The organism is Stenotrophomonas daejeonensis, assembly GCF_001431505.1.
In the GTDB taxonomy this organism is placed as follows: Bacteria; Pseudomonadota; Gammaproteobacteria; order Xanthomonadales; family Xanthomonadaceae; genus Stenotrophomonas; species Stenotrophomonas daejeonensis.
The window spans coordinates 58,435-79,826 of the sequence record NZ_LDJP01000022.1 but is presented as its reverse complement, the minus strand read 5'-3'; the positions used below and the strand labels follow the sequence as shown (position 1 = coordinate 79,826).

Below are 21,392 nucleotides of genomic sequence, written 5' to 3'. Positions count from 1 at the left end.
TGTGCTTACGGCTCGGCGCCGTTGAAGCTGGTGAACGGCGCGACGTAGTCGAGCTTTTCCAGGCAGCTGCCGTCGAGCGCCCCGGCGTCGTTCTTTTCCATGAACTGGGCGAACAGCTTGGGCATGCAGCCCGCGCCCAGCACCGAGTGGCCCTGCCCGCGCAGCACGAACAGGCGGCCGTTCGGCAGGGTCTTGACCACCTCCTCGCCGTAGCGCGGCGGCGTGACCGGGTCGAACTCGCCCTCCAGCACCAGCGCCGGCACGTCGCTGGACAGCGCCTCGTGGAAGTCGGCCGGCACCTGCCCCTTCGGCCACGCCTCGCACATCGCCGCCAGGCCCTCGGACATGCGGTTGCCGAGCACGGTGCCGGCGTCCTCGGTGCGCGCGACCATGCCGTCGCCGTCCTCGCTGCACACCACCGACAGCTGCATGCCCATCGCCATCGCGTCCTTCATCCCGTCGGCCACCATCTGCACCAGCGCCATCAGGTTCTCGTAGCGGCCGGCGTTGGCCTCGTGGATCAGCTTGGGCAGCAGCGCGCTGGCCAGCGGCATGTAGGCGTACATGCGCACCAGCCCGGCCACCGACTCGGCGCGCAGCGTGCCCTGCTTCTGCTCGCCGCTGCTGGCGTCGCGGTAGCTCACCTCCACCGGCTGCGCGCGCAGTTTCGCCAGCAGCACGTCGAGCTCGGCGCGCGGGTCGCCCAGCTTGTCCTTGCACGCCGGGTCCTTGCTGCACAGGGCGAACTGCAGTGCCAGCGCGTCGTCGAGGTTGCGCGCGAAGATGTTGCCCAGCTGCAGCGTGTTGGGCACCACCGAATCGAGCACGATGCTGCGCGTACTGGCCGGGTAGCGCATGGCGTACTGCTGGGCGACGCGGGTGCCGTAGCTGACGCCGACCAGGTTGATCTGCGCCGCGCCGATGGCCTTGCGCACGTCGTCGAGGTCGGCGATGGCGTCGGTGGTGGTGTAGTGGCGCAGGTCGGCCTTTTTCGACAGCGTTTCCACGCATTGCGCCGCCTGCGCCCGCATCGCCGCCGGCGAGATGTCGGTGGCCGCGTCGTCATCGTCCCCGCAGGCCAGCAGGTTGGATTTTCCGGTACCACGCTGGTCGACGAGGATGACGCTGCGCCGCTTGCGCACTTCCTTGAACACCGGGTCCAGCATCGGGTAGCTCGCCACCGCCGCCTGGCCGGGGCCGCCGGCGAGGAAGAACACCGGGTCGGGCAGCTTCTCGCCGCCGTCGCCGGGCTGCAGCCAGGCGATGTTGAGCGCGATCTTGCGCCCGGCCGGGTTGGCGCGGTCCTCGGGCACCTCGAAGGTCGCGCATTGCGCTTCCAGGCTGGTGCGGCTCATCGGCGCGCTGAGGCTGCACGGGGTGAAGGCGATGCTGCCCAGCTTCACCGGTTCGACCGGTGCCACCGGCGCGGCGTCGGCCTTGCCGGCCGCGGCGTCGGGCGCATCGGGTTTGTGCTGCATGGCGCGGTAGCCGAACACGCCGGCTATCACGGCCACGACCAGGATGGTGCGGGTCTTGCGGGACATCATCGGAACGGCCCCTCTGGTTGGGTGGAACGGATTCGGTGCTGCCCATGCAGGACGTGGCAGGCACCGTCATGTGACATCGGGAATGAAAACATCCTCGATGCGTGTCTCGAACAGCCGCGCGATGCGGAACGCCAACGGCAGCGACGGGTCGTACTTGCCGGTCTCCAGCGCGTTCACCGTCTGCCGCGAGACCTCCAGCCGCTCGGCCAGCTCGCCCTGCGACCACCCGCGGGCGTCGCGCAGTTCGCGCAGGCGGTTGTTCACAGGTAGCGCCGGGTCAGGACCATCTTGGCGATGCCGTAGGTCAGGCACAGCAGCGGGAACACCCAGATCATCACCGAGGCCGCATCGAAATCCAGCACCTTCGCCTTGTCCAGCAGGCCGCCGGCGAAATACAGCAGCGCCACCAGCAGGCTGGCGATGCCGATGGACTCGGTTTCGATGCGCCGCTGCAATTCGTCCACCTCGCGCAGGTAGCGCAGCGCGGCACGCATCACCAGCGCGATGGCCAGCGCCGGGGCCACCGCCACCAGCGCGCGCAGCGGCACCGATTCGATGCCGTGCCTTATCAGGGTCATGGACGCGAACAGCATCACCGCATAGCCGATCATGATCGGCCACAGCGCGCGCCGGTAGCGGCGCCCGGCCGGCTGCGCATACATCTCGTCGCAATGCTCGCGCCACCAGCGCGGCATCAGCAGCATCAGCAAGGCGCCGAACAAGTAGCCGGCGCCGATCCCCAGCCAGGCATGCACGGCACCGCGCGGCCAGTGCAGCAGCCAGTGGCCGGCAGCGGCCATCAACAATGCGCCCAGCGCGATGGCGGCGAAGATCCAGGCGAAGCGGCGCAGGGTCATGGGCGGCCGCTCCACCGCGCCCTGGCGAGGAAGGCGATGCCCAGCCCGAGGAAGGCCATGCCCACGCCCATGAACGCCGGTTGGCCGGCGCTGGCGATCCCGAGGAAGGCCACGCCGACGCCCAGCCAGACGACGCCGATGTCCTTTCGATTCCGTGTCCTGCACATGGCATCACCCCTGCCTGTCAAGGAAGCTTTACAGGAGGATGCGCGCGTCGAAGCTGACTGTCAAGCGTGCTTTACAGGGCATGTCCGTAGGTCGGGGCTACGCCCCCGACGCCTTGTCCCCGACGCCTTTGCGCGGTGCCGTCGGGGGTATAGCCTCGACCTGCAACGCGATGGCCCACGATGCCACCCACTTCTTCAGGCCACCGCCACCGGCTCCACGCCGAGGTCGCAGACGACGCGGTTGCGGCCGGCGGCCTTGGCCCGGTACAGCGCCGCGTCGGCCCGCGCCAGCAGCCGCTCCAGCGTGGCATCGACGTCGGCCGCGACACCGATGCTGGTGGTGACCGCGATTGGGCCGATGTCGCTGTCCAGCGGGCAGGCCTCCAGCGCCGTGCGCAGCCGTTCGGCCAGTGCCTGCGCCTGCTCCAGGCTGGTGGCCGGCAGCAGCAGCACGAATTCCTCGCCGCCGTAGCGGCCCAGCAGGCTGTCGCGGCCGCGCAGGTTGCGCTGCAGGGTGCGTGCCATGTGGTGCAGCACCGCGTCGCCGGCCTGGTGGCCGTGGCTGTCGTTGACCCGCTTGAAGTGGTCCAGGTCCAGCAGCAGCACCGCGAACGGCAGCCGCCGCAGCTGGCATTGCGCCAGTTGCCCGCGGCCGTCGTCCATCAGCGCGGTGCGGTTGAGCAGGCCGGTCAGGCCGTCGCGCCGCGCCAGCCGGCGCAGGTCCACCATCTGCCGCTCGACGATCAGCAGCACCAGCGCGAAGGTGTGGCCCATCATCACGATCAGGCTGCCGACGTAGGTGACGTTCATCGGCAGGCCGGCGCGCAGGATGTCGCCGCCGGCCCCCGGCGCGACCGGAAGCAGCGCCCGCACCAGGAACAGCAGCGCGTCGAGCACGAACACCACCGCCGCGATCCGGCAGCTGCGGCGGATGTCGGCCGGCGCGTGGCGCAGCAGCAGCCAGACTTCCCAGCCTTTCCAGAGCAGCACCAGCAGGCTGTACAGCGTCAGGCGGATGCCGAGGTCGGGCGTGACCACGCTGAACCAGACGATGCACAGCATGTAGCCGCCGGCCAGCACCAGCGCCGGGCGCAGCGGCGCGCGACGGCCGACGTGCAGGGCCACGCCGCACAGCAGCAGCACGCTGCCGAGCACGGCGAAGGCGTTGCGCCCCACGATCGACAGCAGCTCCGGCATCTGCCCCTGCAGGCCGAGCAGGGTGGTGCCCAGTGCGCCGGCCCACAGGCTGGCCGCCCACAGCCGCGGCACCGGATGCCCGCGCATCACCAGCAGGATCAGCGAAAAACCCGCCGCCAGCCCGATGTGCAGCAGCAGGCCGATGATGGCGATGGTGGGGAAATCCAGGGTCATCGAAAAGCTCGCAGGCAGGGAGGGCAAGGCTTGATCGAGCCCGGGCTTTCCCTTCTCCCCTTGGGAGAAGGTGGCGCGAAGCGCCGGGTGAGGGTACGGGCGAAGCTTCGTGCAGCCAAACATTGCACAGCTTCGCCCGTACCCTCACCCCAACCCCTCTCGCAATGGGAGAGGGGCTTGAAAACCGGGCCCCATCACTCGGGCCCACGCCCCACACACGCCGGATTCTCACACAATGCCGGCGCACTGCGGTGCGGCCTTCACTTGCTGCTGACGTACTTCTCGCGCCGTATCCGCGGCACCGGCAAGCCGGCCGCCTTCAATGCCTCGAAACAGGCATCGACCATCTCCGGGTTGCCGCACAGGTAGGCGATGTCGCGTTCCGGATCGGGGGCGACCTCGGCCAGTTGCTGCTGCACGTAGCCCCGGCGCATGTCGGGATGCGGGTCGGCCGGCAGCTCGCGCGACAGGCAGGGCAGGTAGCGGAAGCCGGGGTTGGCCTCGGCGAAGGCGCGGAAATCGTCGCCGTACAGCAGTTCGGCCGGCGTGCGCGCGCCCTGCAACAGCACCACCTCCACGCCGCGCTCGGCGATGGCCCGGCGCAGCAGCGGCAGCATCGAGCGGTACGGGGTGACGCCGGTGCCGGTGGCGATCAGCAGGTAGCGGTCGTTGCGGTCGCCCGGCTGCAGGCAGAAGCGCCCGAACGGCCCGCTGGCGGTGACCTGCTCGCCGATCTGCAGGCCCTCGAACAGCGCCGTGGCCGCGCCACCGGGCACGTAGCTGACCGCGATCTCCACCCGCCCGTCCGGTGCAAGGTCGGGGTCGCGGCCCACCGCGATGGAATAGCTGCGGCGTGCGTCGGTGCCGTCAGCGTACTTGAAATGGACCTGCACGAACTGGCCGGCGATGCAGGGCAACGGCTGCCCGTCGGCACGCACGAACGACAGGTGCGCCACGGTGGGTGCAATCATCCGCCGGGCCGTCAATGTCAGCGGGAAATGGGGGACGGCCATATCGGATGCTCGCACTGCTGCAGTCATGAAGGACGGGCATGGTACAAGACCGGCGCAATCCGCTGCGGCGCGGGCGTTACACTCCGGCTCCCGTCCATCCGCAGGATCGCCCATGTACCGCCAATCCCTGCCTGCATTGGCACTGTTCGTCCTTGCATGCGCGCCGGCCTTCGGGATGGGAGCCGACGAGCCGGCACCCGTGCAGGGCAAGCAGGCCGCACATGGCAAGCCGCTCGATGCCTACGGCGTGCATGTGACCGATGCCGCCGGCAGCGCACATGCCACCGCCGTCGCCTGCCAATTCAGCGACAAGGCCAAGGCCGATCGCGATTTCGCCAGCCTCCGGCAGAAATTCCATCGCGACGGGTTCGATACCGGCCAGGTCGATCTCCTCTACCGGGCCAGCTACGACAGCCAATACGGGAAATTCCAGGGTCTGGACCAAGGCCGGCGCACGGAGGCATGCGACCAGATCCGGCGGACCCTGCTGGACGCGGCGAGCCAAGTGCAGAAGGCCCGGTGACACGCGTCGCGGAACACGGCTGCAACGCAATGTCCTGCGCTCAAACGTTACGCCGGCGGTGCTGTCGCTAGAATCATGCCCCGCCCGAATCCGAAAGATCCCGCCCGCATGGTTGCCCAGATCGACACCGACTCCCCCGCATTGCGCCTGCGCGATCTGCGCAAGACCTACGACAACGGCGTGCAGGCCCTGAAGGGCGTCTCGCTGGAAGTGGCCCCCGGCGACTTCTTCGCCCTGCTCGGCCCCAACGGCGCCGGCAAGTCGACGCTGATCGGCATCGTCTCCTCGCTGGTGAACCTGAGCGAAGGGCAGGTGCAGGTGTTCGGTTCCGACCTGGTGGCCGCGCGCAGCGCGACCATGCGCCTGATCGGGCTGGTGCCGCAGGAAATCAACTTCAACCTGTTCGAGAAGCCCTTCGACATCCTGGTCAACTACGCCGGCTTCTACGGCGTCCCGCGCGCCGAGGCGGAAGCGCGCGCCGAAGAGGAGCTCAAGCGCGCGCACCTGTGGAACAAGGCGCAGATGATGAGCCGCACGCTGTCCGGCGGCATGAAGCGGCGGCTGATGATCGCCCGCGCGATGATGACCCGCCCGCGCCTGCTGATCCTCGACGAACCCACCGCCGGCGTGGACATCGAGATCCGCCGCGACATGTGGAAGACGCTGCAGGAAATCAACGCCGCCGGCACCACCATCATCCTCACCACGCACTACCTGGAGGAAGCCGAGCAGCTGTGCCGCAACCTGGCCATCATCAACCATGGCCGCATCGTCGAGCAGGGGCCGATGCGCACGCTGCTGGCCAAGCTCGACGTGGAAGGCTTCCTGCTCGACATCGACGGCGAACTGCCGGCGCAACTGCCGCGGATCGAGGGCGCGCAGCTGGCGGCCATCGACAGCCACACGCTGGACCTGGACATGCCGCGCGCGATGGACCTGAACCGCGTGTTCGACGCGCTGGGTGGCGCCGGCATCCGCGTGCGCTCGATGCGCACCAAGAGCAACCGCCTGGAAGAGCTGTTCGTGCGCCTGACCGGCAACCTCGCGCAGGAAGCCGCGTAGTCCCCGGTCGCCAGCGCCGAAACCCCACCAAGCCCGCCTCCACGCACCACCCGCGCCGGGAGGCAGCAGCCAAAGACATTGGACACGATGACCACCACCCAACCCACCGACACCCGCCGCAACCTCGTCGCCCTGGGCACCATCGTCCGCCGCGAAGTGCACCGCATCCTGCGCATCTGGAGCCAGACGCTGGTGCCACCGGCGATCACGATGGTGCTGTACTTCATGATCTTCGGCGGCCTGATCGGCTCGAAGATCGGCGACATGGGCGGCTACAGCTACATGCAGTTCATCGTGCCGGGGCTGGTGATGATGAGCGTTATCCAGAACAGCTACGGCAACATCAGCTCCTCGTTCTTCGGCGCCAAGTTCGGCCGCCACGTCGAGGAACTGCTGGTCAGCCCGATGCCGAACTGGGTGATCCTGTGGGGCTACGTGGCCGGCGCGGTGCTGCGCGGGGTGATGGTCGGGGTGATCGTGCTGTTCATCGCCATGTTCTTCACCCCGGTGCGCATCCCGCACCCGCTGGTGACCCTGAGCACGGTGCTGCTGGGCGCGGTGATCTTCTCGCTGGCCGGCTTCATCAACGCCGTCTACGCCAAGAAGTTCGACGACGTGGCGATCGTGCCGACCTTCATCCTGACCCCGCTGACCTACCTTGGCGGCGTGTTCTACTCGGTCACCCTGCTGCCGGGCTGGGCGCAGGCGGCGACCCACGCCAACCCGATCTTCTACATGGTCAACGCCTTCCGCTACGGCCTGCTGGACAAGAGCGACGTGCCGCTGTGGGTGGCCTACGCGCTGATGCTCGGCTTCGTCGCCGCGCTCACCACGCTGTCGCTGTGGCTGCTGCGGCGTGGCGTCGGCCTGCGCAGCTGATGGTGGATTTCAGCGACTACATCGTTTTCGTCGATGAAAGCGGCGATCACGGCATGGCCAGCATCGATCCGGCCTACCCGTTGTTCGTGCTTTCCTGCTGCGTCGTTGGCAAGCGCGATTACATGCAATCCATCGTGCCGGCCGTGCAGCGGCTGAAGTTCGATACTTTCGGTCATGACAGCGTCGTCCTGCACGAACGCGACATACGCCGCGACCTGGGGCCGTTTTCCACCTTGCGGGACCGGGCAAAGAAACAGGCATTCATCGAGGCACTGACCGACGTCCTTGCCGCCGCACCGATGACGGTATTCGCTGCCGTCATCGACAAGCGCAGGCTGCTGGACCGGAACCGGGACGAGAACCCCTACGAGGTCTCCCTGCGCTTCTGCCTGGAACGCATCTACTACAAGCTGGCCAAGCAGGGGCAGGTGGCGCATGAACGTCAGCCCCTGGCTACCCACGTCCTGTGCGAAGCACGTGGACGCAACGAGGATGCCGAACTGGAACTCGCGTTCCGCCGCATCTGCGACGGCGACAACTACGGCACCATGAAGATGCCGTTCGAGCCGGTGATCTGCGACAAGAAGAGCAACTCGGTGGGCCTGCAACTTGCCGATCTCGTCGCCCGCCCCATCGGCATGCAGGCACTGAAGCCCGAGCAGGCCAACCGGGCCTGGGACGTCATCCGCGAAAAACTGGACAGGAGTCCCGGTGGGCAGATCAACGGCTATGGCCTGAAGTGCTTCCCTTGAAAAACAAAAGGCCCCGGCGTTTCCGCCAGAGCCAGATGCCGACCGAGAATCCCCGATCCGGGGCCTATGATAGCACTGCCATTACCCCCGTCCAATCCTGAAACCTCGATGGAGCCAGCAACATGCGCATCCTGATCCTCGGCGCCGGCGGTACCGGCGGCTATTTCGGCGGGCGGCTGGCGCAGGCCGGTATCGACGTGACCTTCCTCGTGCGCCCGGCGCGCGCGGCGCAGCTGCAGCGCGACGGGCTGGTGATCCGCAGCCCGCTCGGCGACGCCCGCATCGCGGTCGCGCACGTCACCGCCGATGCGTTGCCGGCGCTGGCGCGGGAGCGGCCGTTCGACCTGGTGATCCTCAGCTGCAAGGCCTACGACCTGGACGGCTCGATCGACGCCATCGCCCCGGCGGTCGGCGCGGGCACCACGGTGATGCCGATCCTCAACGGCCTGCGCCACTATGCCGCGCTCGACGCGCGCTTCGGCCGCGACGCGGTGCTGGGCGGGCTGTGCTTCATCAGCGCGACCAAGGCCGACGATGGTGCGATCGTGCACCTGGACAAGCCCGCACGCATCACCTTCGGCGAGCGCGACGGCAATGGTGCAAGCCCACGCGTCACCGCGTTCGCGGCCGCCTGCGAAGCCGCCGGCATCGCCCACGTCGCATCGGGTGACATCGCGCAGGAACAGTGGATCAAGTACACCTTCCTGGCCACGCTGGCCGCGGGCACCTGCCTGATGCGCAGCGACATCGGCAGCATCGTCGCCGGCGATGACGGCGATGCCTTCATGCGCGCGCTGTACGACGAGTGCCTTGCCGCCGCCGCGCACGAAGGCCAGCCGATCCCGCCGAAGGCGCAGGGCATCGCGCTGACGGCGCTGACCCAGCCCGGTTCGACGATCAAGGCCTCGATGCTGCGCGACCTGGAAGCCGGGCAGCGCGTGGAGGCCGCGCACATCGTCGGCGACATGCTCGAACGCGCGCGCCGGGCCGGCCATGCCGCACCGTTGCTGCAGGCGGCGTACTGCCACCTGCAGGCCTACGAGGCGCAGCGCGCAGGCTAGTCGAGCGGAGGCCACCTGCCGCGCACGTACCGGAAGCGGATACGCCCGTCGCGCACTGGGCGCCGATACAATGGCCCTGATCCGGGCCCACCATGCGGGCTCCGCTACACTCGCCATCCCACAGTGAGGAGTATGGATACATGAGGAAGAACTGGACCTTGTTGGCGCTTGCCATGACCGCGACCCTGCTGGCCGGCTGCAGCAAGCAGGAAGACGCTGCCAGCGCGACGCCGGAACCGGCCGCATCGGCAGCGCCGGCGGCGACCAGCGAAAGTGACGCCACGGCCGGACCCGAGGCAGCTCCCGCCGCGGAGGCGGCCGCCGCCACAGCGGCCGACTTCGACATCACTTCACTTCCCGTCAGCACCACGGAGTTGCCGGACTGGCCGTATGTCGCACTGCCGGCAGGCTACGAGTTCGACGATGCCGACGACCTCGGCAAGCGCAGCAAGGACCTGGCACGCGTCCCGGTGTGGACCGGCAGCCAGTTGCTGTGGGTGGAAGGCAAGGTGTTCAGCGACAACATCGACAACAGTGACGGCAAGACCTACTCCAAGTTCGAAGTCCGCAAGAACATCCAGCAGGCAGTTGAAGCGCTGGGCGGCGTGCGCCTGGGCGAGCGCAGCTTCGACAACGCCGTCTACAAGGCGAATGAAAAGGCGGTGGACGATTTCCGCCAGGAGTTCAGCCGCATCCGGGATGCCTACTGGTACGACAGCGATGCCGATACCTACGTCATCCACCGCGCCGACAAGGCGATCTGGGTGGTGTTCCAGAGTGGCAACAACCAAGGCGCGTTGATGGTGGCCGAAGGCCCGCTGCCGGAAGCGCCCGCGAAGTAAACGCCACCGCAGGTACGAAAAGCAGGAGCGCCCGGCCAAGGCCGGGCGCTTCGTTTCAAGCGCTCAGACCGGTGGGAGGTGGAAGAACGCCGCCGTCGTTGCCCTGCTGTTGGCAGCCGTGATGGCGGTTTCTTCGCCACGGTCGCGCGCCAGTTCCTCGACGATGTGCGCCAGGAACGCCGGTTCGTTGCGGCGGTCCTTCGGCAATGGCCGCAGCGTGCGCGGCAGCAGGTAGGGGGCGTCGGTCTCGATCATCAGCCGATTGGCCGGGATGTGCTTCACCAGCTCGCGCAGGTGCGCACCGCGGCGCTCGTCGCACAGCCAGCCGGTGATGCCGATGTGCCAGTCGCGGTCGAGGTAGTCGAACAATTCGCGGCGCTCGCCGGTGAAGCAGTGGACCACCGCCGGGCCCAGTTTGCCGTCGAAGTTCTTCATCATCGCGATGAAGTCGTCGTGCGCGTCGCGCTGGTGCAGGAACAGCGGCTTGCCGTTGTCGGCCGCGATCTGCAACTGCCGCTCGAACGCCCGGCGCTGCGCCGGGCGCGGCGAGAAGTCGCGGTTGTAGTCCAGCCCGCATTCGCCCACCGCCACCACTTCCGGGTGCACGTGCAGCGCGCGCATCTGCGCGTCGCATTCGTCGGTGTATTCCACCGCGTGGTGCGGGTGCACGCCGGCGGTGGCGTACAGGAAGCCGGGATGGCGCCGCGCCAGTTCCAGCGCCATCGGCGAATGCTCGCGGCTGGCGCCGGTCACCACCATCTGCACCACGCCGGCGGCGCGGGCGCGTTCGAGCACCGCATCGAGGTCGCGCTCGAACGATTCGTGGGTGAGGTTGGCGCCGATGTCGATCAGTTGCATGGGACGGGGGAATGGGGAATCGGGAGACGGTAATTGTAGATGCGAGGCTTGCCCCGCATGGCGCCCTCCCATGAACATCCATGCGGGGCAAGCCCCGCATCTACAATGCCGCGCATGTCGTCCACGTTCCCCATTTCCCCCCTGCTGCCGGCCATCGCCGACAGCCTGGCCGCGCACCCGCGGCTGGTGCTCGAGGCCCCGCCCGGCGCCGGCAAGACCACGCAGGTGCCTTTGGCGCTGCTCGACGCGCCGTGGCTGGCCGGCCGCAGGATCGTGATGCTGGAACCGCGCCGGGTGGCCGCGCGCAGCGCCGCGCAGTTCATGGCCAGGCAGCTGGGCGAGGCGGTCGGCGAAACCATCGGCTACCGCATCCGCTTCGAGAACAAGGTGTCCGCGCGCACCCGCGTCGAGGTCGTCACCGAGGGCATCCTCACCCGCATGCTGCAGGACGATCCATTGTTGGAAAACGTGGGCGCGCTGCTGTTCGACGAATTCCACGAGCGCCACCTGTCGGCCGACCTCGGCCTGGCGCTGGCACTGGACGTGCAGGCCGGGCTGCGCGAGGACCTGCGCCTCGTGGTGATGTCGGCCACGCTCGACGGGCAGCGGCTGGCCGCCTTCCTCGATGCACCGCGCCTGTCCAGCGAGGGCCGTGGTTTTCCGGTGGAAGTGAGCCACTTCCCGGCCCGGCGCGACGAGGCGCTGGAAGCACAGGCACGGCGCGCGGTGGAGCACGCGCTGGAGAACCATCCGGGCGACGTGCTGGTGTTCCTGCCAGGCCAGCGCGAGATTGCTCGGGTGCTGGCTGCGCTGGAGTCCATGCTTCCCGGCGACATCGAAGTGCTGCCCCTGCACGGCGAACTCCCCATCGAACAGCAATCGCGCGTGCTGCAACCGGCCGCCGATGGCCGCCGCCGCGTGGTGCTGGCGACCAACGTCGCCGAATCCTCGGTCACCCTGCCCGGCGTGCGCGTGGTGATCGACGCCGGGCTGGCGCGCGAGCCGCGCTACGACCCCAACAGCGGTTTCTCGCGGCTGGACGCAGTGGCGATCTCGCAGGCCTCGGCCGACCAGCGCGCCGGCCGCGCCGGGCGCGTGGCGGCGGGCTGGGCGTTGCGGCTGTGGCCGCAATCGCAGCGGCTGGAACCGCAGCGGCGGCCGGAAATGGCGCAGGTGGAACTGGCCGCACTGGCGCTGGAACTGGCCGCGTGGGGCAGCGACGACCTGCGTTTCGTCGATCCGCCGCCGCCCGGCGCGCTGGCCGCCGCGCGCGAGTTGCTGCAACGGCTGGGCGCGCTCGGCGACAACGGCGGCATCACCGCCACCGGCAAGCGCATGCTCGCCCTCGGCACCCACCCGCGGTTGGCGGCGATGCTGGTCGCCGCCGCGAATCCGCGCGAGCAGGCGCTGGCCGCCGATCTGGCGGCCCTGCTGGAAGCACGCGATCCGCTGCGCCAGGGCGGCGACGCGCTGGCCACACGCTGGCGCGCATTGGCCGCATTCCGCAACGGTCGTGCCCCGCACGACGCCAGTCGTGGCGCCCTGGCCGCGCTCGACACCGCCGCGAAGCAATGGCGCCGCCGCCTGCGCTGCGATGCCACGCCGCCGGCCGACATCGAAGCGCACGAACTCGGCGACCTGCTCGCCCATGCCTTCCCCGACCGCATCGCCGCGCGCCACGCCACCGATCCGCTGCGCTACCAGCTGGCCAACGGCCGCAGCGCGCGCCTGTTCGACAACAGCGACCTGCGCGGCGAGCCGTGGCTGGTCGTCAGCGAACTGCGCCACGAGGCGCGCGACGCGCTGGTGCTGCGCGCAGCGCCGGTGGACGAGGCACGCCTGCGCCGTGATTTCCCGCAACGTTTCCACCAGCACGACGTGGTGCGCTGGAACGGCGACAGGCGCGCGCTGGAGGCGCGCCGCGAAACCGGCTTCGACCGCATCGTGCTGGACAGCCGCCCGGCCGGAAAGGTCGATCCCGCGCAGGCCGCGCGCGCGCTCACCGACGCGGTGCGCGAACTGGGGCTGGACGCGCTGCCGTGGACGCAGGGCCTGCGCCAATGGCGCCATCGCGTGCAGGGCCTGCGCCGGTGGATGCCGGAACTGGCCCTGCCCGACCTGTCCGACGCGGCGCTGCTGGACACGCTGGACGACTGGCTGCTGCCGGCCTTCGCCGGCAAGACGCGGCTGGACGCGCTCACCGAGCAGGAACTGGGCGAGGCGCTGAAGTCGGCCATCGACTGGAACATGCGGCAACTGGTCGACCGCCATGCACCGGTGCGCATCGGTGTGCCGTCCGGCATGGAGCGCGCCATCGACTACGCGCTGGACGACGATGGCAGCACGCCACGGCCGCCGGTGCTGGCGGTGAAATTGCAGGAGTTGTTCGGGCTGGCCGACACCCCGCGCATCGCCGACGGCCGCGTGCCGCTGCTGCTGCACCTGCTCTCCCCCGGCGGCAAGCCGTTGCAGGTCACCGCCGACCTGCGCAACTTCTGGCAGAACACCTATGCCGAGGTGAAGAAGGAGATGAAGGGGCGGTATCCCCGGCACCCGTGGCCGGATGATCCATGGAGTGCTACCGCGACCCACCGTGCAAAACCGCGTGGGACGTGACCGGCACGATTCGCCGTAGATGCGGGGCTCGCCCCGCATGGGGCTCTACCGGTACGGCCCCGTGTGGGGCAAGCCCCACACCTACGGGGCAATACGCCGCGGCAGCAGCGCTGGGCCGCACAAAATCATGTGCGGCGCGGCCGGACGACCCGTGGACGGCAACCGCAATGCATCGGGCAAAACCACGCGGGACGTGAAACCGCAGGTCGGAGTTCCATTGGCAAGGCCCCATCCGGCTAACATTTCCTGCACGCCCCAGCCCCGACACTGGGCGTCTCCCCCGCGGACCTTCGAGGACTTCCCCATGAGCAAGTTCAGCGACATCACCGGCCCTGCCTTGGAGCGGGCGATCGAATTGGCCAGCCATGCCGGCAACAGCCTGAAGAGCGGCGGTTCCAACGCCGCCGACTGGCTCAAGGCCGGCGCCGCCATCGGCGCGATGAAAACCGGCGGCCGTGCCGTAGGCCGGGTCGCGCGGCGCAACCCCGCGGCCACCATCGCGGTGGCCGCCGTCGGGCTGGGCCTGATCGGCTACGCGGTCTATCGCCGCAACCGGCGCGACAACGCCGCGCTGGAGGCCCGCTCGCGGCAGATCGCCGAGCGCCGCCGCGAATCCAGCACGGTGCTCGACGAAACCAGCGACATCGGCAGCGACACCTGATTGCCGCTTGTGGCAGGAGCGCACCTTGGTGCGCTCCTGCGGATCGTCTAGCCTTCGACCATCCGCCACTGGCCGGGCAGCAGTTCCCCGAGTGAATGCGGCCCCATCGAAACACGCACCAGCCGCAGCGTCGGCAGGCCCACCGCCGCGGTCATGCGCCGCACCTGGCGGTTGCGGCCCTCGCGCAGGGTGATGGCCAGCCATGCGTCCGGCACAGTCTTGCGGAAGCGCACCGGCGGGTCACGCGACCACAGCACCGGCGGTGTCTCCAGCAAGTGCACGCGCGCCGGCAGGGTCGGCCCGTCGTTGAGCGGCACGCCGTCGCGCAATGCCTGCAGCTTCTCCGGCGTCGGCGCGCCTTCCACCTGCACCCAATAGGTCTTGTCCTGCTTGTGCCGGGGGTCGGTCAGGCGGTGGGCGAGGCCGCCATCGTCGGTGAGCAGCAGCAGGCCTTCGCTGTCATGGTCCAGCCGCCCGGCCGCATACACGCCCTTGGGCAGGCCGAAGCCGGCCAGCGTCGCCCGCGGCGGCTGGCTGCGGTCGGTGAACTGGCACAGCACGTTGAAGGGTTTGTTGAAGGCTACGAGCATGGGAACGGGGGAACCGGGAAAAACGCCTTGTCACAACGGAACCGGATTGGCACGGCGCACTTCAAAGCCCGCGGCCAACCACCATTCCCTGTTCCCCGTTCCCTGCTTTTCACGGCTTCACGAAACGCAGCGTCATCCGGTCGCTCTCGCCGATGGCCTTGTATTTCGCATCATCGGCGGCGTCGTGGTTGTTGGACGGCGGCAGCGTCCACACGCCGTTGGGGTGGTCCTTGGTGTCGCGCGGGTTGGCGTTGATTTCGCTGCTGTCCTGCAGCGTGAAGCCGGCCGCCTCGGCCATTGCGATCACCTGCGCCTGGCCGACGTAGCCACTCTTGTCGTCGGCCGGCACGTCGGCCTTGGCGCGGTGCTCGACCACGCCCAGCGTGCCGCCGGGCTTGAGCACGTCGAAGAAGGCGCGGAACATGCCTTCGGCCTGGCCGCTGGCGCGCCAGTTGTGCACGTTGCGGAAGGTCAGCACCACGTCGGCCGAGCCGGGCGCGCCGAGCACCGGGGCAACGGGGTCGTAGGCGACGATGCTGGCGCGGTCGAACTGCGCCGGCGCTTCGGCGAACTTCTTTTCCAGCCCGTCGCGGCTGCGCTGCTGGTAGTCGCGGCCGCCGCCGGCCGGCAGCGCGGCCGGGTCCACCACCGCCGCCACGTAGTTGCCGCCCTCGCGCAGCCAGGGCGCGAGGATTTCCGCGTACCAGCCCGCGCCGGGGGTGATCTCCACCACCGTCTGCTGCGGCTGCACGCCGAAGAATTCCAGCGTCTGCAACGGGTGCCGGTATTCGTCGCGGGCGCGGTTGGCGTCGCTGCGCCATTCGCCGGCCAGCACGTCCTGCAACGGCATGGAAGCCTGGTGCCCGGCCTGCATGGCGGCGTGGTCGTGGTGCGCGTGTTCCTGCGCGGCGGCCGGCAGCGTGGCCAGCAACAAGCAGGTGGCAAGCAGCGAAACGGGCGTCTTCATGGCACGGCATCCGGCAGGGAAAATCGGAGCCTAGCATGCGTCGGCAAGGGCTTCGCGCGCAGCCAACGCGCACTCTTAATGCTTCCATAACCGCGCCGGTGGGCATGCCCACTATGCTGTAGCGCTCGATCCGGCAAGGAGGTGCGCATGACACGGTCCCGCGAACTTGGCCATTCCGGCCTGCAGGTCGCTCCCATCGCGTTCGGCGGCAACGTCTTCGGCTGGAGCGTGGACGAGAAGACCGCCTTCACCCTGCTCGATGCCTTCGTCGAGGCCGGCTTCAACCTGGTGGACACCGCCGACGTGTACCCGGCCTGGGTGCCGGGCAACCGGGGCGGCGAATCGGAAGCCATCATCGGCCGCTGGCTCAAGCGCGGCGGCAAGCGCGACAAGGTGGTGGTCGCCACCAAGGTGGCCAAGTGGGCCGAGCGCCCCGGGCTGTCGGCCGACAACATCAACGCCGCCATCGACGATTCGCTGCGCCGCCTGCAGACCGACGTGGTCGACCTGTACCAGGCGCACGAGGACGACGAATCGGTGCCGCTGGAGGAAACCCTGGGCGCGTTCGCGCGGCTGATCGAGGCCGGCAAGGTGCGCGCGATCGGCGCCTCCAACTACAGCGCCACGCGCCTGCGCGACGCGCTGAAGGTCTCGGCCGACTACCACCTGCCGCGCTACGAAACGCTGCAGCCGGAATACAACCTGTGCGACCGCGCCGGCTACGAGGCCGAGCTGGAGCCGCTGGCGCGCGAGCAGGAGCTGGGCGTGATCAGCTACTACGCGCTGGCCAGCGGCTTCCTCAGCGGCAAGTACCGCAGTGCGGACGACGCCGGCAAGAGCGGCGCGCGCGGCGCCAGGGTGGTCGCGCAGTACCTCAACCCGCGCGGGCTGGGCATCCTCGCCGCGCTCGACGACGTGGCCGCCGGGCACAAGGCGACGCCGGCGCAGGTGGCGCTGGCGTGGCTGATCGCGCGGCCCGGGATCACCGCGCCGATCGTCAGCGCCACCCGCGTGGAGCAGCTGCACGACGTGCTGGCCGCGGCAAGGCTGCAGCTGTCTGCACAGGACGTCGCGCAGCTGGATGCGGCCAGCGCCGGGGCGTAAGGCGAAGACAGCCGGCGAATACCGCAGGTACCGGGCATGCCCCGTGCGAGGCGTTGCCGGGAAAGCCCCTGCGGGGCAAGCCCCGCAGCTACGGTGAAGGCAACACGCAACCGGTTCGGCATGCCTAGCGCGCGAACGGCGCCTCGGCCAGCGCCTGCGCCAGATGGTCGAGGAACGAGCTGATCCGCGCCGACACCGCGGTGTTGCGGTAATAGACCGCGTGGATCGGCTGGCGCACATCCAGCGTCTGCTTCGGCAACACCTCCACCAAGGTGCCGCAGTCGCGGTCGCGCTGGGTCATGAAGTCGGACAGGCAGACGATGCCCGCCCCTTCCAGCGCCAGCCGCCGCAGGGTTTCGCCACTGGACACGGCCACCACCGGGCGCACGTGCAGCCGTGCGTCCCCGGCGCCGCGCAACGGCCAGTGGTTCAGCGAATCCGGCTCGTTGAAGCCGAGCAGCGCATGCTCGTCCAGCTGCGCCACGCTCTTCGGCGTGCCGCGTTGCCGCAGGTAGGCCGGGCTGGCCAGCACGCGCAGACGGCTGCGCGCCAACGGCCTTGCATGCAGGGTCGAATCGGCCAGCGGGCCGATGCGGATGGCTACGTCGGTGCGGCGCTCGAGCAGGTCGATGTAGCGCTCGGAACTGTTCAGTTCCAGCGCCACCTCCGGGTAGCGCGCACGGTAACCGGCCACCAGCGGCGCGATCACGTGCAGCACGAACGGCATGGCCGCGTCCACGCGCAGGCGCCCGGCCGGGCGCTCGCGGCGCACGGCGATCTGTTCCTCGGCCGCCTCCACCGACGCCACGATCGACCGCGCCTGCGCCAGGAACGCGGCGCCCTCCTCGGTCAGGTGCAGGCGGCGGGTGGTGCGGGTCAGCAGCGTGGTGCCGAGCTTCTCCTCCAGCCGCGCCAGTGTGCGGCTGACGCCGGACGGGGTCTGGCCGAGGCCCTCGGCGGCGGCGGTGATCGAGCCGCCGTCGATCACGGCGATGAAGGCCTGCATTTCGTCGAGGGTGGTTTTCATGGGTGCCGGGGCTGGCCGTGGATGCCCGATTATTGACCATCCATCAATATTCATTGGATTCAATTCCGCTTTTTCGGCAACAGTGGCGGTCCCAGACTGTGCGCCCTCCCCCGCTGAAGGCCGCCCCATGTCCCGTGGCATCCCCCTCGCCCTGCTGGCGCTCACGCTCGGTGCGTTCGCCATCGGCACCACCGAATTCGTCATCGTCGGCCTGATCCCGACCATCGCCGCCGACCTGCACGTCGGCCTGCCCTCGGCCGGCCTGCTGGTATCGCTGTACGCACTGGGCGTGGCGGTCGGCGCGCCGGTGCTGACCGCGCTGACCGGCCGGGTGCCGCGCAAGGCGCTGCTGGTGGCGCTGATGGCACTGTTCACCGCCGGCAACCTGCTCGCATGGCTGGCGCCCGGCTACGCCTCGCTGATCGCCGCGCGCATCCTCACCGGGCTGGCGCACGGCGTGTTCTTCTCTATCGGCGCGGTGATCGCCACCGCGGTGGTGCCGAAGGAAAAGGCCGCCAGCGCGATCGCCATCATGTTCACCGGGCTGACCGTGGCACTGGTCACGGGCGTGCCGCTGGGGACCTTCATCGGCCAGCACCTGGGCTGGCGCGCCACCTTCCTCGCGGTGGCCGGGTTGGGCGTGGTGGCGCTGCTCGGCAGCCTGTTGTTCGTGCCGCGCAACCTGCCGCGCAGCGCACCGGCCACGTTCGCGCAGCAACTGGCGGTGCTGGCGCAGCCGCGCCTGCTGCTGGTGTACGCGATGACCGCGCTGGGCTACGGCGGCACCTTCCTGGCGTTCACCTATCTCGCACCGATCCTGCAGGAGGTCAGCGGTTTCTCCGCCAACGCGGTGGGCGCGGTGCTGCTGGTGTATGGCGTGTCGGTGGCGTTCGGCAACCTGTGGGGCGGGCGCCTGGCCGACCGCCTCGGCCCGGTGCCGGCGCTCAAGCGCATCTTCGCGCTGCTGGCGTTGGTGCTGTTCGCGCTCACCTTCACCGCACACGACGCATGGCTGGCGCTGCTGACCGTGCTGGCGCTGGGCGCGGTGGCGTTCGGCAACGTGCCGGGCCTGCAGGTGTACGTGGTGCGGCAGGCGCAGCGTTACGCGCCGCGGGCCGGCGACGTGGCCTCGGGCCTGAACATCGCCGCGTTCAATGTCGGCATCGCGCTGGGCGCCTCGCTGGGCGGGCTGGTGGTCGAACACGCCGGCCTGATGCACACGCCGTGGCTGGGCGCGCTGGTGGTGGTTGCCGCCTATGGCCTGACCGCGCTCAGCGGCCGCCTGGACCGCCGCGACGGCATCGACGACCGCGCCGAAGGCATCGCCGTCGCCGCGCACTGATCCCCTCACTCCGCACCCACCCTGGAGCTTCCCATGACCCTTCCCGCCATCGGCCTCGGCACTTTCCGCCTCAAGGGCCAGACCGTCATCGACTCGGTACGCGACGCGCTGGACGTCGGCTACCGCGCCATCGACACCGCGCAGATCTACGACAACGAGGCCGACATCGGCCAGGCCATCGCCGCATCCGGCGTGGCACGCGAAGACCTGTACCTGACCACCAAGGTGTGGATCGGCGAATTCCGCCGCGACGCGCTGCCGGCCAGCCTGCGCACCAGCCTGCAGAAGCTGCGCACCGACCACGTGGACCTGGCGCTGATCCACTGGCCCTCGCCGGACGACGAGGTGCCGATGGCCGAGTACCTGGGCGCATTGGCCGAGGCCAGGGCGCAGGGCCTGGCGCGCGCGATCGGCATCTCCAACTTCACCGTCGCCCAGACCCGGCAGGCCATCGGGATCCTCGGCGCCAAGGCGATCGCCACCAACCAGATCGAAGTCCACCCCTATCTGCAGAACCGCCGGTTGGTGGCGTTCCTGCGCGAACAGGGCATCCACGTCACCGCCTACATGAGCCTGGCCTACGGCGAGGTGCTGGTGGACCCGGTGATCCGGTCCATCGCCCGGCGCCACGAAGCCACGCCCGCGCAAGTGGCCCTGGCATGGGCGCTGCAACAGGGTTACTCGGTGATCCCGTCCTCGACCCGGCGCGGGAACCTCGCCGGCAACCTGGAGGCCGCCGGCGTGCGGCTGGACGAGGACGACATGGCGCGGATCGCCACGCTGGACCGCGGCCGGCGGCTGGCCAACCCCGAGGGCATCGCGCCGGCGTGGGATTGAGGACCGGGACAACGGCGATAGCGGCGGCCGCTGGCCGGCGTTACTCCCGCAACCAGGTCCGCAGCGCGGCGCTCACCGCGTCCGGCTTTTCCATCGGCGCCAGATGCCCGCAGTTGGGCAACACCAGCAACCGCGAATGCGGCACCAGCGCGTGCATTTCCGCGCTGATCGCCGGCGGCGTGATGCGGTCGTTGGCGCCGCACACGATCAGCAGCGGATCGCGGTAGCCGGCCAGCACGTCGTGGCCGTCCACGCGCTCCAGCGCGCTCTGCCGCAGGAACACCTCCGCGCCCAGCCGCGTGGTCATCGCCCGCACGCGTTGCACCAGGTCGTGATCGCGCAGGCGCGAGGCGTCGATGTAGTTGCGCATCAGCGTGTCGCCGAAGCCGTGGAAAGTGCCGGGCAGGCGGCGCACGCCGGCCTGCTGCGCGCGACGCTGCGCGGCACGCTCGGGCGAATCGGCATGGATCGAGGTGCCGATCAACGCCAGCCGCCGCACGCGCCGCGGGGCGATGCGCAGGATCTGCTGGGCGACGAAGCCGCCCAGCGAAAAACCGGCCAGCGCGAAGTGCGGTGGCGCCTGCGCCAGCACGTCCTCGGCCACCGCCTGCATGCTGTCGCCGCGGGTCAGGTCGCCGACCGTGCAGTCGGCGATGCCGGACAGGTCGTCGACCTGCGCGCGCCACAACCCGGCGTCGTTGAGCAGGCCGGGGAGCAACAGCAGCGGGATCTTTCCGGGCGCATTCCCGGCAACGGCGGTTTCCATGCCGCCATTGTCGCGCCGGCGGGCGCCGCGATGGCGTCAGGCGTTGCCGTCGCCCGTCGCATCCAGTGCCAGCAGGCCCAGGCAGACCTCCAGTTCGCCATCGCCCACGCTTGCGCCCAGCACCAGCAGCGCGAGCCGGTCGCCGTGCCGCCAGCAGGCGATGCGGTGGCGCTCGAACGCATCCAGCAACGCTTCCGGCACGCCGCTGCCGGCGGGCTCGTAGCCCTCGACGCAGCACGGCGGCGCGCCCAGCGCCCCGGTCAACGACTGCACCATCGCATCCTGGCTGCCGCGATAGTCGTTCCAGAGGTTTTCCAGTTGCTCGTGCAGATCGTCGCCACTGGCGTCGCAATTCCCGTAATCGATGCCGACCACCGCCGCGCGCCGGCCGGGCGCCTGGCCCATCCACGACGCGTGCTGCTCGAACGCGCAGCCGTCTTCGGGAACCTCGTCCGGCGGGAACGGCTGCGCCAGCAGCCTCTTCAGGGTGTCGGGCGCGGCCTGCACGCGCTGTTGGAAACCGGACATGCGGGATGTTCCCTGTCGTTGG

Annotated in this window: 23 protein-coding genes; 11 read left to right on the top strand and 12 right to left on the bottom strand. The window is 69.6% G+C overall.

The features are described from left to right. Positions 1 to 5: 5 nt before the first annotated feature. From ABB34_RS04755 to ABB34_RS04735, 6 genes are all read right to left on the bottom strand, one after another. On the bottom strand, positions 6 to 1,544 hold the full coding sequence (locus ABB34_RS04755) for an alpha/beta hydrolase (RefSeq protein ID WP_211258159.1): 1,539 nt from the start codon (positions 1,542 to 1,544) through the stop codon (positions 6 to 8). A gap of 69 nt (positions 1,545 to 1,613) precedes the next feature. Continuing rightward, positions 1,614 to 1,811 carry a helix-turn-helix transcriptional regulator gene (locus ABB34_RS04750; RefSeq protein WP_057640104.1) on the bottom strand — a complete coding sequence of 66 codons (198 nt, stop codon included), beginning with the start codon at positions 1,809 to 1,811 and terminating at the stop codon, positions 1,614 to 1,616. Continuing rightward, positions 1,808 to 2,404, bottom strand: a complete 597-nt coding sequence (locus ABB34_RS04745; protein ID WP_057640103.1) for a hypothetical protein — start codon at positions 2,402 to 2,404, stop codon at positions 1,808 to 1,810. Before ABB34_RS04745 ends, ABB34_RS04750 begins: the two co-directional genes overlap by 4 nt. Continuing rightward, entirely contained in the window at positions 2,401 to 2,571 is a 171-nt protein-coding gene (locus ABB34_RS15390; RefSeq protein WP_161808894.1) for a hypothetical protein, read from the bottom strand. The genes ABB34_RS04745 and ABB34_RS15390 overlap by 4 nt, the downstream gene beginning before the upstream one ends. 195 nt (positions 2,572 to 2,766) lie before the next feature. Next, entirely contained in the window at positions 2,767 to 3,942 is a 1,176-nt protein-coding gene (locus tag ABB34_RS04740) for a GGDEF domain-containing protein (protein ID WP_057640102.1), read from the bottom strand. A 260-nt stretch (positions 3,943 to 4,202) separates the two neighbouring features. Then, positions 4,203 to 4,982, bottom strand: coding sequence for a ferredoxin--NADP reductase (locus ABB34_RS04735; protein ID WP_083490067.1), 780 nt, complete (start codon positions 4,980 to 4,982; stop codon positions 4,203 to 4,205). Between the two features lie 85 nt (positions 4,983 to 5,067). Between ABB34_RS04735 and ABB34_RS04730 the strand changes: the two genes are divergently transcribed. From ABB34_RS04730 to ABB34_RS04705, 6 genes are all read left to right on the top strand, one after another. Beyond that, a complete protein-coding gene (locus tag ABB34_RS04730) occupies positions 5,068 to 5,478 on the top strand; it encodes a hypothetical protein (protein ID WP_057640100.1) in 411 nt (136 codons plus the stop codon). A 108-nt stretch (positions 5,479 to 5,586) separates the two neighbouring features. Beyond that, positions 5,587 to 6,540, top strand: a complete 954-nt coding sequence (locus tag ABB34_RS04725; RefSeq protein ID WP_057640099.1) for an ABC transporter ATP-binding protein — start codon at positions 5,587 to 5,589, stop codon at positions 6,538 to 6,540. A gap of 87 nt (positions 6,541 to 6,627) precedes the next feature. Continuing rightward, the gene (locus ABB34_RS04720; RefSeq protein WP_057640098.1) at positions 6,628 to 7,419 is read left to right on the top strand and encodes an ABC transporter permease; all 792 of its coding nucleotides are present in this window, start codon (positions 6,628 to 6,630) and stop codon (positions 7,417 to 7,419) included. Further along, on the top strand, positions 7,419 to 8,171 hold the full coding sequence (locus ABB34_RS04715; protein ID WP_057640097.1) for a DUF3800 domain-containing protein: 753 nt from the start codon (positions 7,419 to 7,421) through the stop codon (positions 8,169 to 8,171). Before ABB34_RS04720 ends, ABB34_RS04715 begins: the two co-directional genes overlap by 1 nt. Positions 8,172 to 8,293: 122 nt before the next feature. Beyond that, complete coding sequence (gene panE, locus ABB34_RS04710) at positions 8,294 to 9,232, top strand: 2-dehydropantoate 2-reductase (RefSeq protein WP_057640096.1); 939 nt, start codon at positions 8,294 to 8,296, stop codon at positions 9,230 to 9,232. Positions 9,233 to 9,405: 173 nt separating this feature from the next. Next, positions 9,406 to 10,074: a hypothetical protein gene (locus ABB34_RS04705; protein ID WP_211258158.1), complete on the top strand. Its 669-nt coding sequence runs from the start codon at positions 9,406 to 9,408 to the stop codon at positions 10,072 to 10,074. A 63-nt stretch (positions 10,075 to 10,137) separates the two neighbouring features. Here ABB34_RS04705 and ABB34_RS04700 read toward each other — a convergent pair whose 3' ends face one another. Continuing rightward, on the bottom strand, positions 10,138 to 10,932 hold the full coding sequence (locus ABB34_RS04700) for a TatD family hydrolase (protein ID WP_057640094.1): 795 nt from the start codon (positions 10,930 to 10,932) through the stop codon (positions 10,138 to 10,140). Positions 10,933 to 11,037: 105 nt separating this feature from the next. Between ABB34_RS04700 and hrpB the strand changes: the two genes are divergently transcribed. Together hrpB and ABB34_RS04690 are read left to right on the top strand one after the other, a co-directional pair. Then, positions 11,038 to 13,548, top strand: a complete 2,511-nt coding sequence (gene hrpB / locus ABB34_RS04695; RefSeq protein WP_057640093.1) for an ATP-dependent helicase HrpB — start codon at positions 11,038 to 11,040, stop codon at positions 13,546 to 13,548. Between the two features lie 304 nt (positions 13,549 to 13,852). Then, positions 13,853 to 14,209, top strand: a complete 357-nt coding sequence (locus ABB34_RS04690; RefSeq protein WP_057640092.1) for a hypothetical protein — start codon at positions 13,853 to 13,855, stop codon at positions 14,207 to 14,209. A 47-nt stretch (positions 14,210 to 14,256) separates the two neighbouring features. On the opposite strand, the gene ABB34_RS04685 is transcribed toward ABB34_RS04690, so the two are convergent. Both ABB34_RS04685 and ABB34_RS04680 read right to left on the bottom strand, forming a co-directional pair. Further along, complete coding sequence (locus ABB34_RS04685) at positions 14,257 to 14,799, bottom strand: pseudouridine synthase (protein ID WP_057640091.1); 543 nt, start codon at positions 14,797 to 14,799, stop codon at positions 14,257 to 14,259. A 109-nt stretch (positions 14,800 to 14,908) separates the two neighbouring features. After that, complete coding sequence (locus tag ABB34_RS04680; RefSeq protein ID WP_425478963.1) at positions 14,909 to 15,673, bottom strand: class I SAM-dependent methyltransferase; 765 nt, start codon at positions 15,671 to 15,673, stop codon at positions 14,909 to 14,911. Positions 15,674 to 15,913: 240 nt separating this feature from the next. On the opposite strand from ABB34_RS04680, the gene ABB34_RS04675 reads away from it, so the two are divergent. Further along, a complete protein-coding gene (locus ABB34_RS04675) occupies positions 15,914 to 16,870 on the top strand; it encodes an aldo/keto reductase (protein WP_057640089.1) in 957 nt (318 codons plus the stop codon). A 124-nt stretch (positions 16,871 to 16,994) separates the two neighbouring features. Here the strand turns inward: ABB34_RS04675 and ABB34_RS04670 are convergent, their stop codons facing one another. Beyond that, positions 16,995 to 17,897, bottom strand: coding sequence for a LysR family transcriptional regulator (locus ABB34_RS04670; protein ID WP_057640088.1), 903 nt, complete (start codon positions 17,895 to 17,897; stop codon positions 16,995 to 16,997). 127 nt (positions 17,898 to 18,024) lie between these two features. Between ABB34_RS04670 and ABB34_RS04665 the strand changes: the two genes are divergently transcribed. After that, a complete protein-coding gene (locus ABB34_RS04665) occupies positions 18,025 to 19,239 on the top strand; it encodes an MFS transporter (protein ID WP_057640087.1) in 1,215 nt (404 codons plus the stop codon). Between the two features lie 33 nt (positions 19,240 to 19,272). After that, positions 19,273 to 20,076 carry a 2,5-didehydrogluconate reductase DkgB gene (gene dkgB, locus ABB34_RS04660; protein WP_057640086.1) on the top strand — a complete coding sequence of 268 codons (804 nt, stop codon included), beginning with the start codon at positions 19,273 to 19,275 and terminating at the stop codon, positions 20,074 to 20,076. A gap of 40 nt (positions 20,077 to 20,116) precedes the next feature. On the opposite strand, the gene ABB34_RS04655 is transcribed toward dkgB, so the two are convergent. Both ABB34_RS04655 and ABB34_RS04650 read right to left on the bottom strand, forming a co-directional pair. Continuing rightward, positions 20,117 to 20,842 carry an alpha/beta fold hydrolase gene (locus tag ABB34_RS04655; protein WP_057640085.1) on the bottom strand — a complete coding sequence of 242 codons (726 nt, stop codon included), beginning with the start codon at positions 20,840 to 20,842 and terminating at the stop codon, positions 20,117 to 20,119. Between the two features lie 36 nt (positions 20,843 to 20,878). Continuing rightward, positions 20,879 to 21,370 (bottom strand): hypothetical protein, encoded by a 492-nt coding sequence (locus ABB34_RS04650; RefSeq protein ID WP_057640084.1) that lies wholly within the window; start codon positions 21,368 to 21,370, stop codon positions 20,879 to 20,881. Between the last annotated feature and the right edge of the window lie 22 nt (positions 21,371 to 21,392).

Coding starts and splice junctions, on each gene's coding strand:
- ABB34_RS04755 (WP_211258159.1), bottom strand. CDS start 1,544: ATGTCCCGCAAGACCCGCACCATCCTGGTCGTGGCCGTGATAGCCGGC.
- ABB34_RS04745 (WP_057640103.1), bottom strand. CDS start 2,404: ATGACCCTGCGCCGCTTCGCCTGGATCTTCGCCGCCATCGCGCTGGGC.
- ABB34_RS15390 (WP_161808894.1), bottom strand. CDS start 2,571: ATGTGCAGGACACGGAATCGAAAGGACATCGGCGTCGTCTGGCTGGGC.
- ABB34_RS04740 (WP_057640102.1), bottom strand. CDS start 3,942: ATGACCCTGGATTTCCCCACCATCGCCATCATCGGCCTGCTGCTGCAC.
- ABB34_RS04735 (WP_083490067.1), bottom strand. CDS start 4,982: ATGACTGCAGCAGTGCGAGCATCCGATATGGCCGTCCCCCATTTCCCG.
- ABB34_RS04730 (WP_057640100.1), top strand. CDS start 5,068: ATGTACCGCCAATCCCTGCCTGCATTGGCACTGTTCGTCCTTGCATGC.
- ABB34_RS04725 (WP_057640099.1), top strand. CDS start 5,587: ATGGTTGCCCAGATCGACACCGACTCCCCCGCATTGCGCCTGCGCGAT.
- ABB34_RS04720 (WP_057640098.1), top strand. CDS start 6,628: ATGACCACCACCCAACCCACCGACACCCGCCGCAACCTCGTCGCCCTG.
- ABB34_RS04715 (WP_057640097.1), top strand. CDS start 7,419: ATGGTGGATTTCAGCGACTACATCGTTTTCGTCGATGAAAGCGGCGAT.
- panE (WP_057640096.1), top strand. CDS start 8,294: ATGCGCATCCTGATCCTCGGCGCCGGCGGTACCGGCGGCTATTTCGGC.
- ABB34_RS04705 (WP_211258158.1), top strand. CDS start 9,406: ATGACCGCGACCCTGCTGGCCGGCTGCAGCAAGCAGGAAGACGCTGCC.
- ABB34_RS04700 (WP_057640094.1), bottom strand. CDS start 10,932: ATGCAACTGATCGACATCGGCGCCAACCTCACCCACGAATCGTTCGAG.
- hrpB (WP_057640093.1), top strand. CDS start 11,038: ATGCCGCGCATGTCGTCCACGTTCCCCATTTCCCCCCTGCTGCCGGCC.
- ABB34_RS04690 (WP_057640092.1), top strand. CDS start 13,853: ATGAGCAAGTTCAGCGACATCACCGGCCCTGCCTTGGAGCGGGCGATC.
- ABB34_RS04685 (WP_057640091.1), bottom strand. CDS start 14,799: ATGCTCGTAGCCTTCAACAAACCCTTCAACGTGCTGTGCCAGTTCACC.
- ABB34_RS04680 (WP_425478963.1), bottom strand. CDS start 15,673: ATGCAGGCCGGGCACCAGGCTTCCATGCCGTTGCAGGACGTGCTGGCC.
- ABB34_RS04675 (WP_057640089.1), top strand. CDS start 15,914: ATGACACGGTCCCGCGAACTTGGCCATTCCGGCCTGCAGGTCGCTCCC.
- ABB34_RS04670 (WP_057640088.1), bottom strand. CDS start 17,897: ATGAAAACCACCCTCGACGAAATGCAGGCCTTCATCGCCGTGATCGAC.
- ABB34_RS04665 (WP_057640087.1), top strand. CDS start 18,025: ATGTCCCGTGGCATCCCCCTCGCCCTGCTGGCGCTCACGCTCGGTGCG.
- dkgB (WP_057640086.1), top strand. CDS start 19,273: ATGACCCTTCCCGCCATCGGCCTCGGCACTTTCCGCCTCAAGGGCCAG.
- ABB34_RS04655 (WP_057640085.1), bottom strand. CDS start 20,842: ATGGAAACCGCCGTTGCCGGGAATGCGCCCGGAAAGATCCCGCTGCTG.
- ABB34_RS04650 (WP_057640084.1), bottom strand. CDS start 21,370: ATGTCCGGTTTCCAACAGCGCGTGCAGGCCGCGCCCGACACCCTGAAG.